Below are 25,244 nucleotides of genomic sequence, written 5' to 3'. Positions count from 1 at the left end.
AATAATAACAACCTTTAATTAATTTTCAACATTTAGTCTTTAAAAAGAAATAAATTAAGAATATAAATCTTTAAAGAAAGCAAATACGAGAAACGTCTGACAAATAATGCTTTACTAACACCAACCACAAACAATTAAAATTAAAAATTCATTAAAATCAATTCGTTATAGGAAATTCCTCACAACATGAGAATTATCCTAAGCCGTTTGAATTGGGTGGTACTATATCATTAAGGATTATTGGCCTGCTAAGTAAACCTTGCTTACCCATATCAAAAAGAACAACACATGCCATTGTGAAAATATAAGTTTCATATATTTTAACTCCGCAACAATCCAATATTCCCCCCACCGTAAAAAGCGCCACTTTCTTATATATAAACTTAAGAGAAACTTTATTGAATTTTTAACTCATACATTTAAATAATTTTTAGCACGCCAATCTGACGCCAAGAGGTATGATGAAAAAAGAGCCTGGCGCATTTGGCGCGCCATGGCTCCCATTGCAAGGAAGACCAATATGAAACCCGTTTCGAAAAGGATAGCGATAGGTTTAGTGCTGCTGGCGTGTGGCTTTTCTGTCCTGCTGTTTTGCTCATTATTCTTATCGGTAAAAAACAATGAGAGTCACGACATCAGCCAGTCAGGCGAAAACTACGGCGGGATTTATAAACGTTACAAGGGCAGCGTCTATGCCGCCGTTCCCAGCAACGGTTATTACAAAATCGATATCGCGGATCCTGACACGTTCACGCTGTTGCCCGGCGCGACCCATTCCGATCATCAGGTCGGTAAAGATAAAAACCATGTCTATTGCGGTAACCGGGTGATACCCGGGCTGGATGCGACACATGTCCGCGTTCTGGGCAATAATTATTTCAGTGATGGCAAACAAAGCGCGTATTGCAGTTACTCAACAACCCGCAATCCTGAACTCGGCAAACTGGAGGAGGCGTTACAGATCATCCTTCATCAGTGGGGATACGGCACGAAGCCGCAAAGCTATCTTTATCCGTTCGCGCTGTTGCCGGAAAGTGAGGTTCCATACCGCCCATTGCCTGGCGCGAACCTGATCACCGACGGAACACGGGCTTATTACCGCGGACAACTGATGGAACAGGCTGATCCGGCAGCCCTGCGGCCTGTTATGGCGCCCTCCCGCAGCGGTGAACGCCCCAGCAGCACCTATTTCACCGACGGCCGGAATGTTTACCATCACGCTGCCCGGCTGGCGCTCGCCGGGCACCGGGAGCTGCAGGAACTTAACGTCAGCCGTCTTACCAGCCAGACGCCCTACCTTTATGATCCACGCAGCGGCGCTGTTTACGCCGCGGACCTGCCGTTTGATAGCACTCATCAACCGTACTACCCGCTGACCCGCGCCGAGCAACACATATATCATCTGTTATTCACCAGCAGGGACGGGCTTTTCTATTACGACGGGCAAAGCGGCGAGGTTAAACGGATGGGCGATAATATTTTCACCCATGGCGATACCGCCGCGACCGGGGATTTTACCGCCCTCTCTCCTTATATTTTTTGGGACGGTCAGCACCTGCTTTACCTTCAGGCATCGGAGCGCTGGGGTTCTCGCCGCAACCCCGGTCTGATATCCCGTTCTACGCATATCTACCAATTCATGGACGAGCTAACCGGAGAATGGCAGAAAATCGGCGACGTTCGCGGAGGTGTTTTTGGCTCACTTTGGCAGAATGGAGCATCGCTCTGGTATTTCGACCTGACAGGCGACACCCTGACCGATTCCGGCCCGATTTATCGCATCGCTGACCGGGAGACCCTGGCGCTCCTGCAGCCCGCAGATATCGGTACTTCGGTGATTCGCAAACTGGTACGTAACGGGAAACTGACGCCGCCCGCTCACCGGGAATTATTGCAGGCGAAGACGGTGTACCGGAAAACCAGCGTGGCTTTCCACTGGCTGTTTTACGGGCTGATTGTTCTGGCCGTGGTGGGCAACATGGTGCGGCTGTGGGGCAAAATGCGTAAACGGTAGCCCCTCTCCGGGATGGAGAGGGGCGGGTCAGACTCAGGCGGCATCCTCCAAAACGAACATGCCATAGGGGTGAATCTCCAGGAAGTAGCTTTCACCGGCTTCCGGCTGCAGGCGGGTGGCATTCACCTGCAGCAGGATTTCCTGCCCGTGCCACGCCACGATAACCTCGTACTGCGGCCCCATGTAGGAGACATGGCGGATCTCGCAGCGCTGGCTCTCTTCGCCCTGACTGCCCAGCGTTATTGCCTCCGGGCGTACGCCGACCGTTCCCTCGCCCTGGGCGCGGAAGTGCGCCGGACGCGGCAAACGGTAACCATGGATCTCCACGCTCGCCTCGCTGAAACGCGCTGGAAACAGGTTGGCATCCCCCATAAAGCTGGCCATAAAACGCGAGGCCGGCTGGCGGTACAGCGCCTGCGGCGAACCAATCTGCATGATGTGGCCTTTGTTCATCACCAGAACCTGATCCGAAACGGCGAACGCTTCGCTCTGATCGTGGGTGACATACAGCGAAGTGATATCAAACTGCTTCTGCAACTCGCGGATCTTATCGCGCATGCTGCGGCGCAGGTTGGCGTCGAGGTTACTGAGCGGCTCGTCAAACAACAGCACCTTCGGCTTGAGGATCAGCGCGCGCGCCAGCGCCACGCGCTGCTGCTGCCCGCCGGAGATCTGATCGACATAACGATCGCCGAACCCTTCCAGATCCACCAGCGCCAGCGCTTCTTTCACCCGCTCGCGGATCTCCGCCTTCGGCGTACCGAGCATTTTCAGGCCGTAGCCAATGTTCTCGCCCAGCGACATATGCGGGAACAGGGCATAAGACTGGAACACCATACAGATATCGCGCTGCTGGATGGAACGCTGGGTCACGTCTTCGCCGTCGATAAAGATCTGCCCTTCGCTGGGCTTCTCCAGCCCCGCTACCAGGCGCAGCACGGTGGTCTTGCCGCAGCCTGACGGGCCGAGCAGGGTCACCATCTCGCCGCGCGGGATAGCCAGGTTAATATTGTCAATCACGGTGTTGGTGCCGAACCGTTTCGTGACATTCCGTAATTCAACAAAGTGGTGTTGTGTCATGGTTAAGCTCCGTGATTAAGCCTGGTTCTTGGCTTTCGAGCGGGAAACGCGCGCTTCGCCGATCAGCCAGTCAAAGATGAAGATGATCGCCAGCATCACGACGATCAGGATCGAGCCATAGGCGATCGCTACCCCGTATTCGCCGTCTTCCACGCGGTTCAGGATGTACGCCGTCGCAACGCGGGTGTCCGGTGTGACCAGGAACACGATGGCGCTGACCGTGGTAATGGCGCGTACAAAGCTGTAAATCAACGCGGAGAGGATCGCCGGGCGCAACAGCGGCAACAGAATGTTGATGATGGTGCGCAGCGATCCGGCGCGCAGGCTGAGCGACGCCTCATCCAGCGATTTATCGATCTGCCCCAGCCCGGCAATCCCGGCACGAATCCCCACCGGCACGTTACGCATCACCATCGAGATGATGACGATCGCCGCGGTGCCCGTCAGGTACACCGGCGCGCTGTTGAACGCCAGAATGTAAGAGACGCCCGCTACGGTGCCCGGCACAGCGAAGCACAGCATGGTGGTGAACTCGATGGCTTTCTTACCGGTAAACTGCTGGCGCACCACAACCCAGGCGATCAACAGGCCGAAGAATGCGGTGATCGGCGCGGCGATGCCGGCATACAACAGGGTATCAAGCAGTGAAGGCCATGCGCCGTCGCTCATGCCCTGGCCGAACAGCTTGATGAAGTTGTCCAGCGTCAGCGTGTAGTCCACGCCCCAGTTGACGGTGAAACTGCCGTAGAAAATGCTGCCGTACAGCAGGGCGTTGAAGGCAATCCAGACCGCCAGTAACGCCACCACGCTCCACACCAGCACCACCGGCAGCGGCTGCACGTCACCGCGGTAAGACTTGCCGGATACGGTGACGTAAGAACGTTTGCCGATCCACATGTACTGAATGCAGAACACCAGCAGTGAGAACAGCAACAGGAACACGCCGAGGGTACTGGCGGCCTGATAGTCGAGCTGCGAACCGGTGATGTAGAAGTAAATCTGGGTCGCCAGCACGTCAAAGTTACCGCCCAGCACCAGCGGGTTACTGAAGTCCGCCAGCGATTGCACGATCACGATCAGGAACGCGTTAGCCAGCGCCGGTTTCAGCAGCGGCAGGAATACCTGGGTAAAGGTCTGCCAGCGGTTGGCGCGCAGGGTGTAGGAGGCTTCTTCCAGTGACGGGTGAATGGTTTTGATCGCCCCGTCGAGGATCATAAACGCCATCGGGGTAAACGCCAGCACCTGCGCCAGCCAGATGCCGGTAAAGCCATACAGCCAGTTGGTGTTGGTTAACCCGAACCAGGTCGCCATAAACTCGGTGACATAGCCGGAGCGCCCCATCATCAGCGTCACCCCCAGCCCGACCACGAACGGCGGCGTAACGATAGGCAGAATGGAAAACACGCGGCCGATAATAGCGCTGCGCTTGGCGATACGGGTGGTATAGATCGCCAGCACCAGGCCAAAGAAGGTACAACCGATGCCCACCGCGATCGACAACAGGATCGAGTTGATAATGACCTGAACGATATGCGCCTGCGACAGCACGTTCATAAACGCCAGCGGCGCAAATTCTCCGGTGTCGGTGGTAAACATGGGGATAAAGATCGCCACGCTCGGCCAAACGATAAACACGCCGATCAGCGCAATAATGGCGATCAGCGATCCGATCACGAAACGGTCGCCGCCCAGCCACTCCAGCCGGGTCAGCGCCAGCGTGACGATCGCGCCAAGCGCGATGAACAGCACGATGGTGGCGTAGCCGAGGCCGCGCCCTTCCAGCGTGGCGCTCACCACCACAAAAGCCATACAGATCACCGCCCAAACGGCATCCAGGCGATGACGGCTGCGTTGTTCACGCGCCGGTTCACGCAGCGGCCGCAGCAACAGCAGGCTCGGCAGCACGTACCACAACAGGCTGACGTTCAGCCCCGACCAACCATAGGATGCCAGAATCTCGTCGGAGGTCGATTCCAGCAGGCCATAATCCAGGCTCCAGCTGGGCAGCAGGGCAAACGCCAACCAGCCGAGCGCGATCCACCAGAAAACAGCATCCCGCTTCTGCGTGGTTCGCAAAAGTAATGTATCAGACATAAGCGCCTCACCGGGCAGGAAAAAGAAGCGGGCGGCCAGCGCCGCCCGCGGCGATTACTTACCCATCTTCACTTCGGAAACCCATTTGCTGATCAATGCCTTACGCACATCGGTCGAACCATACTTATCCATGTCGTAGTTGATCAGTTTCAGGTCTTCGAGCTTGAGCGACAGCGGTGAGGTTTCCGCTGTGGTGTTGGTCAGAATCTGGTAAGACTTGCCTTTCTGCCAGGAGAGTTCCTGCGCATCTTTAGAGAGCACCCAGTCCACGAACAGCTTGGCGTTGTCCATGTTACGCGCCCCTTTCAGGATGCTGACGCCGCCGATTTCATAACCGGTGCCTTCGCACGGAGAAATCAGCTCCAGCGGTGCGCCCTGATCTTTTTCCAGCGAGTAATCGTGCAGGAAGCCGATACCGATAGCGGCTTCGCCGCGCGCGGCGTTACGCGCCGGCGCGATACCGGACTTGGTGTATTGGGAAATATTGACGTTAAGCTGCTTGAGGTAATCAAACGCCTGATCTTCGCCCCACAGTTGCACGAAGGTCGCCAGCGCGGTGTAAGCGGTGCCGGAGCTTTGCGGGTCCGCAATCTGGATTTCGCCCTTGAATTCCGGCTTGGTGAGATCTTTCCAGCACTTCGGCACCGGCAGGTTCTTCTCTTTCAGGCGTTGGGTGTTAACGCCGAAGCCCAGAATGCCGACGTACACCGCCGAAGAGTAGTTGCCTTTCAACTTGGCCGGATCGCGGAACTGGGTCATGATCTGCTCAAGATTAGGCGATTTGTAAGCCTCCAGCAGGCCCATTTCACCGGCCTGGGACTGCGGGTCCAGCGTACCGCCGTACCAGACGTCGGCCTGCGGGTTTTTCTTCTCTGCATCAACCTTCGCCAGCGTACTGCCGGAGCCGTTGCGGATGAACGACGTTTTCACGTCATACTTCTCGCCGAAGGCTTTGGTTTCCGCTTCGCACATCTCGTTTGTGGCGCTGCAATACACCACCAGACGCCCTTTGGCGTGAGCGGCGCCGCTCAGCATGGCAAGGGCGAGTCCTGATGCGACCAAGAGGGAAACTGAGGTTCTTTTCATTATCGTTATCCTTTTATGTATCAAGCGTTCTGAGTTATGTTCGCCGAATCCGCGGCGTTGCGGTCCTGAGTGCCGATCCCGGCCATTAACAGCGGCATCAGCAGTAAGCCAATCATCACGGCGGCTACCGAGAGCAGAATGAACATGCCCGGCCAGCCATAATGTTCTATCAATTGCGACAGCGGCCATCCCGCCAGCGCCGCCCCGAGGTAGGCGAACAGGCCGAGAAAGCCGGTAATCGAGCCGGCTGCGCCTTTGTGCCCGCACTCCACTCCCGCCAGGCCAATCAGCATCTGCGGGCCGAAAACGAAAAAACCGGTGGCGAAAAAGCACACCGCCAACAGCCCGTAATGGTGTACCGGCGCCAGCCACAGCGCGCTCACCGCGCCCATCAGGCCGAGGGCGAACAACAGGATCATCGGCGCCCGCTGGCCGCTGAACAGCAGGTCGGAACCCCAGCCGGCAAACAGCGCGCCCAGTAATCCGCCGATTTCAAACAGCATTACCGTGGCGTTGGCGCTCAGCAGATTGGCGCCGTGCGCCTCCGACAGCCACAGATTGCCCCAGTCGTTAAGCGCGATACGAATCAGGTACACCAGAACATATGACGCGCCGAGCAGCCAAATCATCGGGTTGCGCCACATCGTGGCGCGCAGCATCTGCCACAGCGGCATCGGCGGGCTGAGCCGCTCCTGGCGCAGTTCCAGCGGATCGCGCCGCCACTCGCCCACCGAGGGCAGCCCCTCCTCCTGCGGCGTACCGCGTAACTGCTTGCACAGCCACAGTCCGATCAGCGAACTGATGATGCCGGGCGCCAGCATCGCCGCCTGCCATCCCCACCACTGGGCGGCCAGGGCGCAAATCAGCGGAATAACCGCGCCGCCGATGTTGATTGACATGTTCCAGCATCCCCACCAGAAGCCACGTTCGTTACGCGAGTACCAGTGGGTCAGGATGCGCGCGCAGGCCGGCCACCCCCAGCCCTGAAAAAAGCCGTTCAGCGTCCAGATAATCAGCAGCACAACCAGGTTATCGCCGAACGCAAACAGGATGTTCAGTACCCCGGTCGCCAGCAATCCGCGCCCCATAAAGCGGCTGCGGCGGCGATGGTCATGCCACAGGCCGGCGACGAATTTCGACAGGCCGTAGGTCAGGTAAAACAGCGATCCCATCAGCCCGATGTCGCTTTTGCTCAATCCCAGATCGAGCTGCAGGGCGGGTAACACGAAATTGACGCTCTTGCGCGTCAGGTAAAACGCGGCGTATCCCACCACCATGGAAAACAGCAGATGCAGCCGCCAGTGACGATAGCGTCTGTCAATGTCGCTGCGGGACAGGCCTGGTTGATCCATATATTTCTCCGTCTTTCGCTGACTATAGGAAACGCGGCGTTAAAGGGGATGAGAGAATGTCCGAGCGGGGTAGGACTTTTTCCTAGCTAGAGCGGTTTTTGTGGCAAAAGTGTGGGCAGGTTAACACTCACCCGCGTGCCGTTCCGGTTTTCCAGCTGAAGTTCGCCGCCCAGCGCCCTGACCCGCTCGCTCATCCCCTGGATGCCAAATCCGGAAATACTGTGCGCGCTTTGCGGGCTGATGCCGACGCCGTTGTCGCGCACCTCCAGATAAATGCCGCCCGGACGATCCGCCAGGGTAATCTCTACTTCACTGGCCTGCGCGTGCTTGCACACGTTGTTCAGCAGTTCCTGCAACAGGCGGTAAAGGGTAAACGTTACCGTTTCATTATCAGGCGGCGCGGCGAGCTGGTAGTTAAAGCGGCAGGTGATGCCGCGTTCGGCGAAAGCAAACTCTTTCACCAGGTGGTGCAGAGCGTCTTCCGCCGCCATTTCGTCGAGGATAGGAGGCCGCAACTGGCGCAGCAGCTGGCGGGTGGAAAGGTGAATGCGGCGCGCCAAATCGCTGATTTGCTCGGCAGCCTGCAACGCGCCGGGGTGCTCCCCGCTGCGTTTCACCAGTTGAGACTGAATCTGAATGGCGGTGATGTTCTGGCCGATCTCATCGTGCAGTTCATGAGCCAGGTGCTTACGCGTGTTCTCTTCGGCATGCACCAGTTTTTCGGTCAGTTCGCGCCGCGCCTGTAATTCAACCTCCAGCCGCCGCCGGTAGTGGTAGAGATTGCTGACCAGATGCTCCTGGCGGCTGATCGCGATCCCCAGCCCGATGCCAAGCAGCGCCTGCGTAGAGAGAAAAATCTCCAGTTCCATCAGGTCATTGAACCCGCTGCCGATCTGACGGGCAATGGTGATCATCATGCTGCCAAGCAATGCCGCCAGCACTCCGCCCTGCCAGCCGAATTTCCACGCCATCACCACGTTGGGCAAAAACACCACGATCAACAGCAGGCGCTCAATCTCCGGCGACAGCACCATCTGCGTGCCGATGCCGATGATAAAAAACAGACTGCACCAGACGATCAGCGAGGTGCGCAGCGGCGGATTACGGGTATCCATACCCAGCAGAATATTACGGTGCTGATGGCGCAGATATTCAAACACCAGATAGGCAAACGGCGTCAGCAGCACGCCGCCGGTGAACGTCGCCAGCAGCACATAGGTCGCCGGACTGGCGATAAACGGGGACAACAGCAGGGTGTTCAGCAGCGCCGACCCGGTCACCGCCGCCAGCAGCAGCATCAGCCGCTGCCAGTAAAGCGGGAAACGGTGCCAGTAACGCTGCACCAACAAGGCGGGCAGCAGGTCGATCAACGGAGCCAGCGCCATCAGATAGCCAACCATCAGTTGTTCCTGATGCAACCAGACGGACAGCAGCATCTCCGGCAACAGCAGCGCGGGCCAATAGCGCCGCGACAGCAGGATCAGCAGAGCCAGATGAACGCCGTGCGGCAGCAACAGCGCGGCCTGCTGGCCGTTATGGGTCAGGTAAAAGCTGACGCTCCACAGCGTAATCCAGCTCAGCCCCCAGGCCAGAATGATAAACAGCGACAGCACCAGCGGGCGGCGTAAAAAGGACATCTATTGCCCCGTCAGCAGCTGGTGATCGAGGGCGAAGTGCACCAGCTCGATAGTGGTGGCGCACTGCAACTTGCCCAACACGTTGGCGCGGTGGACGTGCACGGTTTTATGGCTGAGATCCAGCTGCGCCGCAATGGCCTTGACGCTTTCGCCTTTCACCAGCAGCTCGAAAACCTCGCGTTCGCGCGGCGTGAGCACTTCCAGCACTTTCGCCGGCTGGGTATCGCCACGCAGCGCCCGCAGCGCGTCAGAGCACAGATAGTGCCCGCCCAGCCCGACCGAACGCACCGCCTGCACCAGCTCCTCCGGGCCGCAGCGCTTGGTCAGGTAACCGCCGGCGCCGCCGTCCAGCGCGCTTTGCACGAAGGCCGCGCTGTCGTAGATGCTCAGAATAATGGCGCGAAAATCCGGGCGCTGACGACGCAGGCGCCTGAGCAGGCTCAGCCCGTTTTCATCCGGCATCGCGATATCCAGCACCGCCACGTCCACCTGCGGGCGCAGCAAAGCCGGCCAGGCTTCGGCAGCGCTGCTGTATTGGCCGAGAACCTCGATGTCCTCTTCCAGGCTGAGCAGTTGGGCGAAGCCGGAGCGGACGACGACATGGTCGTCAACAAGGATGACTCCTATCATTTTTTGCAGCCTTTTTAGCAATCCTGTTTTGTCTATCATGCCGCTGAATAGAGGGGAGGCAATGATTTGGAAGGGATTATGGAATGAAGGTAACAAAAGCAGGAAGGATTTGGAAAGCCGGAGGCCGGATTTCGTTTCGGGCATAGCGGGCATCGTAAAGAGGCGGTGAATATGTAGTGAATATGTAAGTGAGATAACGAACGCAAAACCGAACGGGCCGGATTGAGGAGAGCCACCCGACGCTATAGATTTATAGGAAACTTTTTACAGGGAAATGAGGCTATTCAAATGGATAAATCACGTTTTTGGCAGATGATCGACGATGCGCGTGCCGAAGCCGCACCGTCCGACGATATCGCTCCGGTACTGACCCTCAGGCTCGCCGCACTGGACGTAAGCGACATCATGCGCTGGCAGCAGTTATTCAATGCTTATCAGCGGCTGTCATACAAAAATAAGCTGTGGGCAGCGGCTTACACCATTAACGGCGGTTGCAGCGACGACGGTTTCGATTATTTCCGCGGCTGGCTGACCGCACAGGGAAAAGCGGTGTTCATGCAGGCGCTGGCCGATCCCGACAGCCTGGCCGACGTTGACGTCGAAATGGACGAAGCCTTTTATGAGGATATGCTTGGCCTGGGCTATATGGCCTACTTCAAAAAAATGAATATGGCACAGCGCGACTACACTAAATTCCGTACGGAATATGACGCGCATCCCCTGAGCGACGATGAGTTGCGGGAGATCACCGCGGAAATCCATTATGCGGAAGATATCAACACAGACTGGGATGAGGACGATTTGGCGTCCGTAGTGCCGAGGCTCAGCGAAAAATTCGGCTGACTGCCGACAGAAACCGGCTCCGCGCCGGGGAATGAATGATAACCAGATGCACGCGTGGCCCTGACGGGCCACGCGTTATCCGCTAATCCGGCTTTTGATCCGCGCCTCAGCCGTTACTCGCTTCCAGCAACCACACCGAGCTCTGTACCTGCCGGGTCACTTCCGCCGCGCTCAGCGTATCCTGCGAGGAAGAGAAGCCCGGTGAGAGACGGCAGGCGTCGAGGAAGGCGGTCAGCAGCACGGATTTCACCGCATAGTTCATGTTCTGCGCGCCGCGGATCGTCGAGGTGACCATGCCGATAACCCGTCCCTGGCCGTCAAACAGCGGGCTGCCGCTGGAGCCGGGCTGGATCGGCGCGGTAAACTGCAACTTGGTGACGTCGTTTTCCGGGCCGAACATGCCGGACACGCCGCCCTGCGTAACCTGAATGCCGTCGCCGGAAATGCCGGACAGCGGGAAGCCGAGGGCGATGACATTTTCCGCCAGATCGCAATGACCGCGCTCGCGGAACACGACCGGCTTAAGCACCGGCGCCCCCTGAATCCGCAGCAGGGCGATGTCGTTATGCGGATCGACCTTAACGGCCTCCACCCTGAAGCGCCCGTCGAAAGAACGGACGTACAGGGTTTCCATATCTTCGATCACGTGCGCGCAGGTCATCAGATGGGTGCCGTCAATGGCAAACGCGGTGCCTGTGGCGGAAGAAGGACGTTCGTGCCCGCCTTCAGAATCCGGCGACTCCTCGCCCGGACGGCGATCGTTGATCTCCAGGTTGAGACGCCGCCCCAGCGCCGAAAGGCCGTAAGCGGAACCTTCCGCCAGCGCGCGGAATTTCCACTTGCCCTGGCGCAGGTAAAATTCGCCGATGATAATCGCCGACTCGCCGTTTTCACCCAGATTAACGCGGTACTCCACATCATCCGGCAGGCTGAGGTGTATGCTGCGCAGATCGCGCACCGGGCGTTTGGAGGCATAGGTATAAATCACCACCAGCACGCGCTGGCTGTTGCCCGGCAATTGGGCCGGACGCAGGAAACAGCTGACCTTGTTGGCGTCGCCGCTCCACTCCATCCACGACTGTTCATCGTGCAGCAACGCAGGAGCGCCGGTTGCCTGCTTTTTGTCGTCAACGGGCAGCAGGGCTACCGCCGCATGCGCCCCGAACATAGAAGGTACGCCGCACTCCACCGACCATGTCCCTTCCGGGTGGAGTAATTCAATATTTTCGCCGGCTGCGAGCTGTCGCATAGTGTCCTGCCTCTCCCTGCAAACGTTTTTCGGAAGTATCGCCGTTGAAAGAAAAATTTGCAACGGCGTCAGCTCGCACTTAACTAACTGGATTCAAAAGGATAACCTTATTTTAATTATCCCGGCGCCGCCCGAAAGCACAGCGCACGGGGATCAGGGGGAGTCCGCCAGCGGAATGCCGAAATCCGGCATGCCGTCCTCTTTCCAGCGCACCATTTTCAGCCGCGTGTGGCGGTTGGGATCATACAGCGGATCGCCCTCAATTTCGGTGTAATTGCGGGCGTGGTAAACCAGAACATCTTCCCCCTGCGGCGTTTGCGTAAAGCTGTTGTGGCCCGGCCCGTACTGCCGGTTTTCATAACTGGTGCCGAACACCGGCTGCGGGGACTTATGCCAGTTCGCCGCGTCGCGCATGTCCGCTGCAAGATCGATCCACAGCAGCCCCATACAGTAATTTTCATCCGTGGCGCTGGCGGAATAACTGATGAACAGCCGGTCGCCGTGGGTAATCACCGCCGGCCCCTCATTGACCAGAAATCCGCGGCACTCCCACTCATACTCCGGCTTGCTGAGCAGCACCGGCTCGCCTTTAATCGTCCACGGGTTTTCCAGCTCGGCCAGGTAAAGATTGGAATTGCCGGGAATGTCCGGCGCTTTCTGCGCCCACAGGTACCACTGCTTGCCCTGATGGCGGAAGGTGGTGGCGTCCAGGGCGAAGGTGTCATGGTGCGTTTTCACCTGACCTTTTTCCGTCCAGCGACCGCTGAGCGGATCGGCGTCGGCGCACTCCAGCGCAAACATGCGGTGCTGGAACATTCCCAGATGATCCAGCGCCTCAGTATGGGCGGCGGCAAAATAGATGATCCATTTTCCGTCGATAACGTGCAGTTCCGGCGCCCAGATCAGCTTGCTCATCGGCCCGCTTTCCGGCTTACGCCACACCACCACCGGTTGGGCTGCGCGCAGGCCGGAAAGCGTCGGCGCGCGGCGGATCTCCAGGCGATCGTACTCAGGCACCGAGGCGATGAAATAGTAGTTTCCGTCATGGCGCAGAATAAACGGATCGGCGCGCTGTTCAATAAAGGGATTCGGCCAGTCGTTCATTACGCTTTCCTCAGGTTTTCAGTCGCTTTCAGTTCCTGGTAATCATTCAGCTCGCGGTAATTATTGCGCCGCTTTTCCAGATCGGTTTGTATCCGCAGCATCAGCTCGCGATCCACCTTCAGCAGGCGAACCACGCCCGCGGTGATGAGATAGCCGATGCCCGGAATGATGCTGAACAACAACACAATACCGTTAAGCGCGCTGGCGCTCTGCACCTTCGCGCCGGCGTCGTATCCGTACCAGGAGAGCAGGAAACCAACCATCGCGCCGGCCACCGCCAGGCCTACCTTCAGGAAGAAAAGGTTGCCGGAAAAACTGATGCCGGTGATGCGTTTGCCCGTCTTCCACTCGCCGTAGTCATCCACGTCGGCCATCAGCGACCAGTGCAGCGGCGACGGCACCTGATGCAGAATGTTCAGCAGGAAATAAAGCACGACGATCATCACCGTGGCCTGCGGATCGAAGAAATAGAAAGCGCAGGAGAAAATCGCCAATGCGATGTTGGTCCAGAAGAACACCTTCAGCTTGCACCAGCGGTCGGTCAGCACCTTCGCCAGCATGCTGCCGATCATCATGCCGACCACGCCGAGGCTGATGAACAGCGTGGCGAACTGGGTGCTTTGCTGCATCACCCAGGTGACGTAATACATCGTCGCCGCCATGCGGATAAAGCCGGGGCAAACATTACACAGCGTCAGCAGCAGAATGCGCACCCACTGGTCGTTCTTCCACACGTCCTTGAGATCCTGCTTCAGCTCATCGTTGGTCTGAACCGCAGGACGCACGCGTTCGCGCACCGTGGCGAAGCAAAACAGGAACATGCACATGCCTACCAGCGCCAGCACGGTCATCGCCATCTGGTAGCCTTTGGCTTTGTCAGCGCCGCCGAACCAGTCGGCCATCGGCAATAACGTGAGCGACAGAATCAGCGTCGCGATCCCCACCATCACGAAGCGGTAAGACTGGCAGGCGACGCGCTCTTTGGGATCGTTGGTGATCACGCTGCCGAGCGAACAATACGGAATATTGATGGCGGTATAGGTGACCGACAGCAGGAAGTACGTCACGAAGGCATAAATAACTTTGTTGCTGTAGCTCCAGTCCGGCGTAGTAAACATCAGTACGCTGAATAGTGCGTAGGGAAAGGCAATCCACAGCAGCCATGGACGAAAGCGCCCCCATTTGCTGCGCGTACGGTCGGCGAGCGCCCCCATAATCGGATCGGTGACCGCATCAATCACACGCACGGAAAGCAGCAGCACGCCGACCAGGGCGGGCGCCAGGCCAAAGATATCGGTATAAAAATAGTTAACGAACAGCATGATGGCGCCGAAGATAATATTACATCCCGCATCACCCATGCCGTAGCCAATTTTCTCTCTTACCGACAGTTTACTGTTGTCCATCGAAGGTCTCCTTCCTGTTACGGTATGGAAGGATTATTTTCTGATTAGCGGCAAAGTGCGTTGCAGGATAACGGCAACGATATGGATAAAGTCGTCGTCAGAAGGAAACTGTGAGGAAGGTAACAAACAGAGAAGCGGCCAAATTCATCATTCGCTCTGATGAATTTATGTTAAAAAATACCCATTACTGTATTTATCGCACGGCAAAGCCGTTGAAACCCGCACAGAAAAATTCAGGAATACGTCAAAGGCGGAAACGGCCTCTCTTCGCTGGGCCTGTAAATGTCATGGACGAATCCCGGATGTGAACGTCGCGGCTTTACAAAGAAAAAGCCGGGAGAGGGTAGCCCTTCTCCCGGCCCGCGACTTAAAACGACGCCGTCATTGACGCATAGAACGTCCGGCCGGGAATGTAATAGTTATTCCCGCTGCTCGCACTGCCCGACGGATTATCGGTAACCGGGTCCTTATCGAACAGGTTATCGATACCGGCGTTAAACTTCAGGTTCTTCGTTGCCTTAAACTGCCCGGACAACCCGTAAATGAAGTAGCTGTTACGAATACGTGCGGTCGCCGTAGAGCCGCGCGAAGCCTGATCCGCCTTGCTGTTCAGCCCCAGCATCTTACCGTAATACTGGGCCGTGAAGGAGGCGCTGATGTCATCATTCACCTGCCAGTCCAGCGACGAGTAGGTCGCCAGCTTCGGCGTGGTCACCAGCATAACGCCCTGCGAGTCTTCCGCCTTGATCATGCGGGTGAAAGTGTTGGTCAGCGACAGCTTGTTCAGCCAGGGAGCTACCGGCTCGCTGATGATCGGCACCGTCAGGCTGCCCTCTACGCCCTGAGTACGGGCGGAGTCCAGGTTCACACGCTCCAGCCAGTAGCGGCCTGAAGTGTCGCCGGGAATGTAGCCGATGGGCGACGAGGAGATCTTATCTTTAAAGCGGCTGTCAAAGAAGGTCAGCCCGGCTCCCCAGCCTTCATAGTCGAACAGCGCGCCGATTTCCCAGTTCTCCGACTTCTCCGCTTTCAGGTTGCTGTTACCGACGGTGTAGCAGCCGCCGCCGGTATAATCCGCATAGCCATTACAGCCCGCGCCTTTCGATTCCTCAATAAAGCCCAGGCTGGCCTGACGGATGGTCGGCGCCTTGAAGCCTTCGGAGTAACCGCCCTTCAGGGTCAGGTACTCCGTCGCTTCCCATGCCAGGTAAGCTCTCGGCGTCGTGTTGTTTCCGTAGTCGGTAAAGTCACGGCGCACGCCGAGCGTCAGGGTCAGCTCATCCAGAAGGTTGATCTGATCTTCTACGAAAATCCCTTTGCTGATGGTGGAGCCATAGTGGGAGCCGTAGGTGGAGGAGGCATCCGGGTTTGAACCGATAGAACGCGGGTTGTTCAGTTCTTCTTTCTTCCACTGACCGCCAATGGTCAGGCTGTGCGGCAAAATGAATTCGAACGGCAGGTTGAAATCGCCTTCGATAATTTTTTCTTTGCCCCACAACTTGGTGTCTTCACTGCCGACCGCCACACCGTTGGAGACGATCGGTACGTTAGACGCGGAGTTTTTGTATTTGTTTTCATAAGCGGCCAGCTTGGCGCTGCCGATATCAAACAAGCCGCGGTAATCCACGGAGTAGTTTTCCCTTTCCAGACGGGAAACGCCGCGCAGGCCAACCAGTTCGCCATCATTGGTGGAACCCTGGATCCCCTGCTCCGTACCCTGCAGGGTGGAAACCGAGATCCGGTGATTGTCGTTGATGTCCCAGCCCAGTTCCGCGCCGTAGCTGTACACTTTTTTACCTTCACGCCCGCTGCCCCAGCGCAGGGAGCCGGTATCGGTGCGGTCAGCGTCGCGTTTGTTCCATGAACCGTTGAGGCGCAGGTCAAAGCCATAACCCAGCGGGCCGCCAATGCTGCCGGTGTAGGTGGTGGTGTCGCCGCGGCTGGATTCTTCCGGCTGGCGGGTGCCGACGGTCAGCGCGCCGCTCCATTTCTTGCCATTTTTTTTGGTAATGATGTTAACCACCCCGCCCATGGCGTCAGAGCCATAGAGGGAGGACATCGGCCCGCGCACCACTTCGATACGCTCGATGGACTCCAGCGGGATCCAGTTAATATCGTCAAAATAGTTCTGCTGTGTCGATTTAAGGCCGTTACTGGAGCCAATGCGTTTGCCGTCTACCAGCAGCAGGGTATAAGACGCCGGCATCCCGCGGATTTGCACCCCGGAGCTGACGTCAGTGCCGATAGCTTTTGTAACGCCGGCGACCCGCTCAAGCACGTCAGCCAGGTCAGTCGCCGATTTACCGACGTCTTTCTCAAGATCTTCCGCGGTAATCACGGAAATACTCGCCGGTGCGGATTTCAGCCGTTGTTCGATGGCCGATGCAGTAACCACCATCACATCATCATTATTCCCCTGCACTTCGGTTTCCGCGCCTGCGGGAAAACCCAAGCCAAGAAGCGGTGTGAGAAGTCCGGCCTTCACCAAAGGTTTTACATTACGTACTGACATCCATTTCTCCATATCAGTAAATGGTTTTCATAGAACATTCGTTATCGTTATGTGAGTGCCGTGAGAAGTTCCTCGCGGGAATGCAAATGTAACTGATCATGATAATGATTATCAACACGATTGATGCACCAAACATGATGAACATCACATTTAATGTGGGATTAACACAATGAAAAGGAAGGAAAACCAGGGAATAAGATTTTTTGTATCGGTCATCATTTCCCCGCCAAACGGATAAAAGGGGAAACATCGCGGAGGGCACGTTGCACCTGTGTTACGGGATGGTAAATGGCGTTGTCTTAAATATAAATTCCGTATTTATAATTAATTACAATAAATATACTTACATACTTATAAAAAATATTCATACAAAGCAAAGATGATTCTTGCTTATTTATCTATAGCGGTTTTGTTTCGAATGAAAAACGCACATGAAATGACCGTTTTTTCTGTGCGGGAAAAACAGCATGGTCTCTTATTCCCCCCACTTTTTAGCAGGGAAACGATTCATGAAAAACGAAGGAATTGACAGGGAAAGAGTAAAACAAGCTGCTCAACGTTTTATTTTAGCCTGATTCATCCGCATCAGCAGATCATCAATATAATTCTCAACCAGATACTCCACGACGTCGCTGCGCGTCAGTTCCTGCAGGTTCACGGTGGTATCAATTTTACGCAGCACGGATAAACGCAACGACAGCGACACCACGCGCTTTTTTTCTTTATCCAGCGTGATGGCGTTGGTGGGTTCATTGCCCTGATTTTTCAGCGTGATGTGCTCCGTCAGCTCATCCCGCATCCGGCGCAACACTTTGGCATTCAGCGAGCCTTTGTCTGAAAGCTGATAAGAATGAGAACTCTTACTGTATTTTATTTCTGCGGAATATGTATCCCGGATTTCTTTTAAGGTACGGGTCAGCGTCGGCCCTGAACAATCAAGTTCCCGCCTGATTTTTTCCGCGCTGACGGGTTTTCCCGTTCCCAATAACAAGGCCAGCGTAAAGTGTCGTTGCTGTTTATGATTTAATAACATCGGTAGTTAACGCGCCTCAGAATAACCTTAAAATATTTAGCTTAATACACGAAAACCCTTCCGTGCCATCAAGCCGGGATTTATAGCGTATAAACATCATGAAGTACAATCCGTAATACGCTTATATAATTATTTACCAGAAAAATACGTATTTCACGCATCGCCCAGATTCAGGCATGGACAGCAGAGCTATCCTGCCCGGCGGCGATTCTACCCGCCAGAATCTCAACGCGCGCTAAATCACACGCTACTTTGCAGGCGCTACCCTCGCCGTTTCTCCGCTGGCGCTCACGATCCCATAATGCTGGGCACGCTCCAGCACCGTCAGTGCCCAGCGCTTGTGCGTGGCGGGCTCGCACATTGCCCCCTGCGATTTAAACACGGCCTGCGTGGAGTTCAGGATACGCAGCGCATCGGCGTGATCGCCGGGCGTAACCATCAGCGCCCGCTGAATAACGTCAATCTGGTTCGGGTGGATGGCCGTTTTGCCAACCAGCCCGTGAGCGACGTCCAGCGCCAGCTCTTTCTTCAGCAACTGAAGATCGTCGATATGCTCGCACACCGGCGCGGTCAGCGCATAATTACGGGCGCCGAACACGGCCACCAGCATCTTGATGATGTACCCCATCGGGCCGTCATACAGCGTAAAATCACGGGAGCGACGCATGGAAATCACGTTCATCAGATCGTTGCCGCCGATGCGCAGAGCGATGATGCGCTCATGGCAGGGGTGTGCGTCCAGCGCATCCGCCAGCCCGGTCATCTGTTTGACGTCAAAAACTTCCTCCGTCTCCAGCGTCGGCATCATGCACAGGTGCGTATTCGCCATGACACGCCACCACGCTTCCATGCTGGCATGGGTAAATTTGGGCAGCACGAAGCCGTCCACGGCATCCAGGCAAAACTCGCCGGTCAGTTGTGCGCCCATCTCCGCATGACGCGGGCGGATGAACAGCAGCGGCCGCTCCGGGCACGACGACATCTGCGCCGCCAGCGTCGGCAGCGCCGTGCGCAGGTTCTCCAGCGCCATCCCGACATCTTTGTCGCTCACCGCGTCCTCCAGGCAGAACACCAGGGAACGCAGGCCGGGGATCTTATTGTGCAGCACGACCTCGGCGAGATCCGGCCGCGTCGCCGGCATATACAACGTGGCGCCGAGCCGGTTAGGAGACGGGGTCCTTTTCATCAAATCACCTTCTTGATTATGGTTACGGCACGGTATTGGCCGAGACGATCGCCGGCTTCGGTAATGGCAATCCCTTTCTGGCGCGCCAGGTAGACCAGCAGGCTGACGTCAGGATCGTCTATCTCCCTGACCAGCACGTGATCCGGCACGCGGCGCAGCACGGCGCGCGTGGCTTCGGCTATCCCTGGCTTGATCCGGTTGATGCTGCTGATGTCATACTCCCGCGCCAGGTCGCCCACCACGCGCCGGCTGAGCGCCTGCAACGGCGACTTCTCTTCAGGCTTCCAGTCGCTGGCCGGCACGGCGGAAACGTCAAGCTGCCCGCGCCGTGCCGCTACGGTGTCCACCAGATGGCGGCTGCATTCATATTCCCGCAGATGATCGCAAATCACACAGCCGTGAAGCCCTTCCTGCGACCACAGCGAGCGCGATACCAGCCCGGAGACGGGCGCCCCCATGATGCCGAAGGGGATCAGCCAGTCATCATCGGTGGCGGAGAGCCAGGAACAGCCGCAGGGATCGGCCAGCACCACCAGCCGCGGAATGCCCGCATAGCCGGGGCGCCCGTCGAGCGACGCGCGCAGCTGGCCGGTGATGGCCCCCTTCCCTGTCCAGCCATCGACGAACACCAGTCCGTCCGTACCGTGTTTTTCTTCGATATAACGCAGCGCTGTTTCATCAATGCCGCGATCGCGGATAATGCTGATGCCGTAGTGGTAAGAAACCCGCCCCATCGCGCGCAGCGCCTGATGCAGCATCACGCCGAGAGGCACGCCCGCGCGCACCAGACTCGCCAGCACGATCGGCCTGTCGCCGAGGCGTTCCGTCAGCGCCTTCGCCAGCATCATCACTTCGCGCGCCAGCCGGTCCGCGCCCTGCTCCAGGGCTTTGGCGAAAATATCCAGATGGAACGCCGTGGGCGCCGGTTCATGGCTGAGCATGTCGGAATAATGGCGGGCGCCGGACTGAATCAGTTGCTCCTTCACGTCTGTCGGCGTCATGTCGATCTCGACCGGACGCAGCAAAAAACGAATGTCGTCAGGATGATACGATCCGGAAAAAGGGTTCTGACTAATCATCGGATTCCTTCCCGTAAAGATGTTCGGTAATAAAGTGAGAAAACTGACTGCGGCGCGGTATACCAAACCAGGTGCAGTGCCGCATGAAGCGGTAGTCGCTCAGGCTGTCGCCCAGCCCCATCACCGGGAATACCCCGCGCTGCGCACGCAGTTTTTCCAGCAGCCAGATCACCGCCTGCCCTTTTTCCACGCAGTCGGGCAGCCAGGCAACGTTGTTGCCGTTGCGGTGAAAATAGAATCCTTCGGTCGGGAACTGCGCTTTCAGCTCGTCCGCCAGCGCGTACAGTTCGGCTGTTTGGGTGCTGTCGCGGTGCTTCATCACCATGTAGACGGGCGTGCCGTCGTATTCGTAATTCAGCCGCGCCCAGGCATTGATACCCCGCTGCGCCATCAGCGCGTTGATCCCGCTCTCCATGCTCAGCAGCCGTTCACGGTAGGGCGCCAGCCCGGCCAGCATGTGTGCCTGCCACGCCGCATCGGCTTCGCCCTGCGGCGTGAGGATCACGGCGCCGTGCGTCATCACCCGCCAGGAGTGAAACGGAATCTGTACCCTGGCGGTTTCTTCCGTTCCGCGCGCCGTCACCGGAATCAGCTCCGCGTGCTCCAGCAGCCAGTCCACCATCATCGCCTGTTCCTGCGTCATGAAACTGCGCGGCGCCAGGCTGCGATCCAACGCCGCACAGCGAAACGGCGTCTCGCCCAGTTCATCTTGCATCTTACGGCGCGTCTGAAACAGGGTATCGTCCAAATCGGCAAAAAAAACCGGTTTACTCACAGGTAATCACCTCCACCCGCGGGGCAACGCGCCGCAACTGCGCCAGCAATGCCGGATCGACCGACTCTTCCGGGGTTTCAATACACAACAACACGCGGTCGAACGACTGGTGCGTCACGTTATACAAAAAGTTGGGGATGCCCAGCCCGTAGTTGTCGGCAAAAGAAATCGCCGACGCGATGGCGTACCCTTCGGCAATCGGCGAGCGGGTAGTACAGCTGAAACGCACCTGCGTCCCCAGCCGCTCCAGACGTTCCGCCAGCAGGAAAGGTTGCCAGACGAACTCACCCGACCCCAGCACCAGAACGCGCTCGCCTGGCTCCATATGCAGCCAGGCGCCGAACGTAACGTCGCTTTCCGTCATGCCCAGCCGCCCCCAGCACTGCGCGCCCGTAATGGCGACGTCGCCCCGCGCCGTGACGTTCACCGCCGGCATTTGCGGCAGCGGCGCCTGCGGATCCGGCTCCCAATGCCAGCTTCCCTGCACCAGGGAAATCGTGGTCACCGGCAGCGGGCACCGCTGCGCAATGCCGTCGCCGCTCCAGTCGGTCAGCGTAACCACCACCACGCGCTCCACCTGCGTCAGCCCCGCCTGACGCAGCGCGTCAAGCAGGTTGATGAAGGTATTGCCGGTAGTCGCCTCGTCATCGATCAGCACCAGGGTGCGCGCATTCTCGGCCCGGCTGCGCATCTGCGCGTCGGCGGGCCGGTAAATCAGGTGATCGGTGGCATGGCTGTGGTTCTCTTTGAATTCGCACAGCAGCTCGCCGTCCACCGGATGGCGGGTGGACGACAGGTAAACGGAGTCCGGGTATGCCGCGCGCGCCGTCTGAAAAACACCGGCGCCAAGGCCGACGGCGGTTTCCGCCATGCCGATAAACAGCAGCGGCGAGGGTAAATCCGCCGGGATCCGCCCGGCCAGTTGCCGGTAAACGCCGCGCATCGTCGCCGGGCTGACGGGAATATGGCGCCCGAGCACTTTGCTGACGAACAGAAAAGCCCGCTTGGGGTTACGCCGCTCCGCGATGTCAAACAGCGCGTCCAACGCCACGCCGCCGTCAGCGGGCACCACCGTCAGCGTACCCGAAGAGAGGGTGCGGCGATAAATATCGTTATCATGCGTCATGATGGCACCACCAGGTTATGCAGCGTCTCGTCGTACGGTTGCACGTCGGAAAACGAACGTACAACGGCAGGCTTAAACGCCGCGCGCGCCATGTTCGCCGCCTCCTGGCGATCGATGATGTCCGCCTGACGCAGGGCAAACAGCCCCGGCAGGTTCACGCCGCTGAAGCGGGTATAACCGATGCCGCCGGAAGGACGCAGGTTAATTTCCAGCAATAAGGGATTTCCGTTCTGGTCGTTGCGGGTTTGCACGTTGACCAGGCCGTCCGCGTGTAAACAGCGGGCGCAGGCCAGCGCCAGTTCATACGCCGCGCCCGAATTTTCCAGATACTGGTGCGAGCCCTCTTTACGGCGCGCAACGGCAGCGACGGGTTCGCCGTCCTCAGCCAGAATATCCACGGAATACTCCGGGCCGGGCAGATAAGGCATGAACACCATCGGCTCCGGCGCAGGCTCTTGCGCCATGGCGTGCAAATAGAGATCGGGGTGAATCCGGCGCTTATCCGGGTTATATAACGCGCTCATCGGCGAAGCCGCGCTGTCGAAACGCCAGAAACCCATGCCGTAGATTCCGCGCACCGGCTTAATGCACACTGGAAGATCGCCGAACGGCGCGTCGGCCAACGCCTGACGCAGCGCTTGCGCGCTTTCAATAATCAGGGAAGGCACGACCGGCAGTCCGTTTTGCTCCATAAAACGGGCGAAGCTGACTTTATCGTCAGCCATTTCAAACCAGCGTGCCCCCGTCGCCCCGGTGGTTAAACGCACGCCCAACGCGCTGATTCGCTCACGCTGGCTCTCGTACCATAGGCTGTTTTTACCGCTGTGAATAACGCTGATGCCGTGCTCGCGCACCATCGACTCGATAAAGGGAAAACGCGCGTCGGCTGACTGCGGTTCGAGGCAGGCATGGTCCGCGGCGGAAAGTATTTCATTCCTCGGATAACGATGGGAAGCAAAGACGGTCAGGGCGCCGGGATAGGCGTGGGCCAAGTGTTTAACGCAGGAAATAACGTCTTTCTGCGACGATAAACCCTCCGTGAACCAAATTCTTTTATTCATTCAGCATATATCCCTGCATCGCAAAAGTACGCCGATCAGTCTAAGGTACTGCGCGAAAAGATGTCAATCATAATATGATTTTTTAGTTGCATCACTTCTTCATCATGATATGATTCAGTTCAGTGCAATGGTATTTGCCGTTTTTTTTCCTCAACGAGAAAATAACAAGGGACGTCACATGGTATCGTTAAGCAAAAATCAGTCCGTATCACTCGCTAAGCAAAGCCCTTCCATTTCCCGCGTTCAGTTCGGTCTGGGCTGGGATGCCGCCAAGAAAAAGAAAGGGTTCCTTTCCGGCTTGTTCGGCGGCGGCGGCAATGACTCCATCGATTTAGACGCCAGTTGCGTACTGCTCGATCAAAGCGGCGAGCCGCTCGACGTCGTCTGGTTCCGCCAGCTTGAATCGCGCTGCGGTTCCGTGGTTCACACCGGGGATAACCTGACCGGCGAAGGCGACGGTGATGACGAAGTCATTATGGTCGACCTGCAGCGTCTGCCCGCAAACGTCGAGTACCTTGCCTTTACCGTTAACAGTTTCCGCGGCCAAACCTTCAACGACGTTGAAAACGCGTTCTGCCGCGTGCTCGATCAAAGCGGCAAAGAAATGGCCCGCTATGAGCTGAGCGAGCAAGGCGCCCACACCGGCATTATCATCTCCTCCCTGCGCCGTAACGGCGGTCAGTGGGATTTCACCGCGCACGGCGTTGCCGCCCGTGGCCGCATCATTGATGAAATGATGCCGCAAATCGTTGAAATCGTGGTGCGTTAATGAACCTGACGCCGGGGGGAAACGCCCCCGTTCCCGCACAGGCGCTCACCGTTAAGGTTTTGTCCGGTATGCCCGTGGATGTTTCCGCGTTCCGCCTCTTCGCCGACGGCAAGGTCAGAGGCGATGCCGACATGGTCTTTTACGGTCAGCCGACCAACGATGACAACACCGTCAGCCAGCGCACCGATGGGTCCGACACGCTGTTCAGCGTCGATCTTCCCCGCATGCGTTCTGACGTGCAGAAAATCGCTTTCACCGCCACCTGCGACAGCGTCAGCCCGGTTTCACAACTGCGCCGCCTCGCGATCCAGGTCGAGCATAACGGCAACGTGCTGGTACAGGGCGAAGTTGACCTGAACGGCCGTCAGGAAGCCGCGTTGATCGTCGGCGAGCTGTACCGCCGCAACGACGAGTGGAAGTTCCGTTTTGTTTCCCAGGGCTTCAACGGCGGCCTGCGCCCGCTGGCCGAGCATTTCGGCGTGAATATCAGCGACGACGCGCCCGCCTCTCCCCCGCCAGCGCCTGCGCCGGCGGCAGCGCCTGCCCCCGTACCGCCGCCAGCAGCGCCGGTCAGCCTGAGCAAGGTATCGCTCACCAAGGAAAAATCGACCATCAGCCTGAGCAAGCAGGATGACTTCGGCGAAATCCGCATCAACCTGAACTGGCACCGCGGCAACGCGCAGGGCGGCGGCGGCAAAGGTTTCTTCCAGAATATGTTCGGCAGCGGCGGACGCGGCTCAGGTGGCATAGACTTGGATCTCGGGGCCTTTATCGAATTGAGCGACGGCCAGCGCACCGTAATTCAGGCGCTGGGCAACCGCTTCGGCGATCTGAACTACGAACCTTACGTGCAGTTGCAGGGCGATGACCGCACCGGCGACGTCACCGACGGCGAATGGATGCGCGTCAACGGCCGCGAGTGGAAGCGCCTGAAAGAAGTGCTGATTTTTGCGTTCATCTACGAAGGCGCGCCCAACTGGGACAGCACCGACGGGGTCGTCACGATTTACGTCAACGGCCAGCCGCCGATTGAAACGCGTCTCACCGAAGGGAACAACAACCGCAGCATGTGCGCGGTCGCCCGGCTGGTGAACGAAGGCGGAAGCATCAAAGTCGAACGTATTAACCGTTATTTCGGCGACCACCAGGAGATGGACCAGGCTTTTGGCTGGGGCTTCCGCTGGAAAGCCGGAAGCAAATAGAACGAT

Annotated in this window: 20 protein-coding genes; 4 read left to right on the top strand and 16 right to left on the bottom strand. The window is 57.6% G+C overall.

Features of this window, described 5'->3' with window-relative positions:
* Nucleotides 1–520: 520 nt before the first annotated feature.
* Nucleotides 521–2,014: a DKNYY domain-containing protein gene (locus C8D90_RS06185; RefSeq protein ID WP_162844368.1), complete on the top strand. Its 1,494-nt coding sequence runs from the start codon at nucleotides 521–523 to the stop codon at nucleotides 2,012–2,014.
* 33 nt (nucleotides 2,015–2,047) lie between these two features.
* Here the strand turns inward: C8D90_RS06185 and fbpC are convergent, their stop codons facing one another.
* The 6 genes from fbpC to C8D90_RS06155 form a co-directional block, all read right to left on the bottom strand.
* Entirely contained in the window at nucleotides 2,048–3,094 is a 1,047-nt protein-coding gene (gene fbpC, locus C8D90_RS06180) for a ferric ABC transporter ATP-binding protein (RefSeq protein ID WP_115457553.1), read from the bottom strand.
* A gap of 15 nt (nucleotides 3,095–3,109) precedes the next feature.
* Nucleotides 3,110–5,188 (bottom strand): ABC transporter permease, encoded by a 2,079-nt coding sequence (locus tag C8D90_RS06175; protein ID WP_115457552.1) that lies wholly within the window; start codon nucleotides 5,186–5,188, stop codon nucleotides 3,110–3,112.
* Between the two features lie 54 nt (nucleotides 5,189–5,242).
* Nucleotides 5,243–6,274, bottom strand: a complete 1,032-nt coding sequence (locus tag C8D90_RS06170) for an ABC transporter substrate-binding protein (RefSeq protein WP_115457551.1) — start codon at nucleotides 6,272–6,274, stop codon at nucleotides 5,243–5,245.
* Nucleotides 6,275–6,294: 20 nt separating this feature from the next.
* On the bottom strand, nucleotides 6,295–7,626 hold the full coding sequence (uhpC, locus tag C8D90_RS06165) for an MFS transporter family glucose-6-phosphate receptor UhpC (protein WP_115457550.1): 1,332 nt from the start codon (nucleotides 7,624–7,626) through the stop codon (nucleotides 6,295–6,297).
* A gap of 86 nt (nucleotides 7,627–7,712) precedes the next feature.
* The gene (locus C8D90_RS06160; RefSeq protein WP_115457549.1) at nucleotides 7,713–9,263 is read right to left on the bottom strand and encodes an MASE1 domain-containing sensor histidine kinase; all 1,551 of its coding nucleotides are present in this window, start codon (nucleotides 9,261–9,263) and stop codon (nucleotides 7,713–7,715) included.
* Entirely contained in the window at nucleotides 9,264–9,893 is a 630-nt protein-coding gene (locus C8D90_RS06155) for a response regulator transcription factor (protein WP_115457548.1), read from the bottom strand. It lies immediately after the preceding gene.
* Nucleotides 9,894–10,181: 288 nt separating this feature from the next.
* Here C8D90_RS06155 and C8D90_RS06145 point away from each other — a divergent pair, with 288 nt between their 5' ends.
* A complete protein-coding gene (locus C8D90_RS06145; RefSeq protein ID WP_115457546.1) occupies nucleotides 10,182–10,736 on the top strand; it encodes a DUF4240 domain-containing protein in 555 nt (184 codons plus the stop codon).
* Nucleotides 10,737–10,842: 106 nt separating this feature from the next.
* On the opposite strand, the gene C8D90_RS06140 is transcribed toward C8D90_RS06145, so the two are convergent.
* From C8D90_RS06140 to C8D90_RS06095, 10 genes are all read right to left on the bottom strand, one after another.
* Entirely contained in the window at nucleotides 10,843–11,985 is a 1,143-nt protein-coding gene (locus C8D90_RS06140; RefSeq protein WP_115457545.1) for a trypsin-like peptidase domain-containing protein, read from the bottom strand.
* A 153-nt stretch (nucleotides 11,986–12,138) separates the two neighbouring features.
* Nucleotides 12,139–13,089, bottom strand: a complete 951-nt coding sequence (locus C8D90_RS06135) for a glycoside hydrolase family 43 protein (protein ID WP_115457544.1) — start codon at nucleotides 13,087–13,089, stop codon at nucleotides 12,139–12,141.
* Nucleotides 13,089–14,495 (bottom strand): glycoside-pentoside-hexuronide (GPH):cation symporter, encoded by a 1,407-nt coding sequence (locus tag C8D90_RS06130; protein WP_115457543.1) that lies wholly within the window; start codon nucleotides 14,493–14,495, stop codon nucleotides 13,089–13,091. Before C8D90_RS06130 ends, C8D90_RS06135 begins: the two co-directional genes overlap by 1 nt.
* 367 nt (nucleotides 14,496–14,862) lie before the next feature.
* Nucleotides 14,863–17,007, bottom strand: coding sequence for a TonB-dependent receptor domain-containing protein (locus C8D90_RS06125; RefSeq protein WP_230472962.1), 2,145 nt, complete (start codon nucleotides 17,005–17,007; stop codon nucleotides 14,863–14,865).
* 553 nt (nucleotides 17,008–17,560) lie between these two features.
* Entirely contained in the window at nucleotides 17,561–18,040 is a 480-nt protein-coding gene (locus tag C8D90_RS06120) for a tellurium resistance protein TerW (protein ID WP_115457541.1), read from the bottom strand.
* 247 nt (nucleotides 18,041–18,287) lie between these two features.
* A complete protein-coding gene (locus C8D90_RS06115; RefSeq protein WP_115457540.1) occupies nucleotides 18,288–19,226 on the bottom strand; it encodes an HpcH/HpaI aldolase/citrate lyase family protein in 939 nt (312 codons plus the stop codon).
* Nucleotides 19,226–20,305 carry a cysteine protease StiP family protein gene (locus C8D90_RS06110; protein WP_115457539.1) on the bottom strand — a complete coding sequence of 360 codons (1,080 nt, stop codon included), beginning with the start codon at nucleotides 20,303–20,305 and terminating at the stop codon, nucleotides 19,226–19,228. The genes C8D90_RS06115 and C8D90_RS06110 overlap by 1 nt, the downstream gene beginning before the upstream one ends.
* Nucleotides 20,298–21,080: an HAD family hydrolase gene (locus C8D90_RS06105; protein ID WP_115457538.1), complete on the bottom strand. Its 783-nt coding sequence runs from the start codon at nucleotides 21,078–21,080 to the stop codon at nucleotides 20,298–20,300. The genes C8D90_RS06110 and C8D90_RS06105 overlap by 8 nt, the downstream gene beginning before the upstream one ends.
* Entirely contained in the window at nucleotides 21,073–22,209 is a 1,137-nt protein-coding gene (locus C8D90_RS06100) for a phosphoribosyltransferase domain-containing protein (RefSeq protein WP_376744979.1), read from the bottom strand. Before C8D90_RS06100 ends, C8D90_RS06105 begins: the two co-directional genes overlap by 8 nt.
* On the bottom strand, nucleotides 22,203–23,267 hold the full coding sequence (locus C8D90_RS06095) for an ATP-grasp domain-containing protein (protein WP_115457536.1): 1,065 nt from the start codon (nucleotides 23,265–23,267) through the stop codon (nucleotides 22,203–22,205). Before C8D90_RS06095 ends, C8D90_RS06100 begins: the two co-directional genes overlap by 7 nt.
* A gap of 178 nt (nucleotides 23,268–23,445) precedes the next feature.
* Between C8D90_RS06095 and C8D90_RS06090 the strand changes: the two genes are divergently transcribed.
* Both C8D90_RS06090 and C8D90_RS06085 read left to right on the top strand, forming a co-directional pair.
* Nucleotides 23,446–24,036: a TerD family protein gene (locus C8D90_RS06090; protein ID WP_115457535.1), complete on the top strand. Its 591-nt coding sequence runs from the start codon at nucleotides 23,446–23,448 to the stop codon at nucleotides 24,034–24,036.
* Complete coding sequence (locus C8D90_RS06085; RefSeq protein ID WP_115457534.1) at nucleotides 24,036–25,238, top strand: TerD family protein; 1,203 nt, start codon at nucleotides 24,036–24,038, stop codon at nucleotides 25,236–25,238. The genes C8D90_RS06090 and C8D90_RS06085 overlap by 1 nt, the downstream gene beginning before the upstream one ends.
* Nucleotides 25,239–25,244: the final 6 nt, after the last annotated feature.

This window comes from Enterobacillus tribolii (genome assembly GCF_003363015.1).
GTDB classification, from domain to species: Bacteria; Pseudomonadota; Gammaproteobacteria; order Enterobacterales; family Enterobacteriaceae; genus Enterobacillus; species Enterobacillus tribolii.
This window is presented reverse-complemented; position numbering and strand designations above follow the sequence as displayed.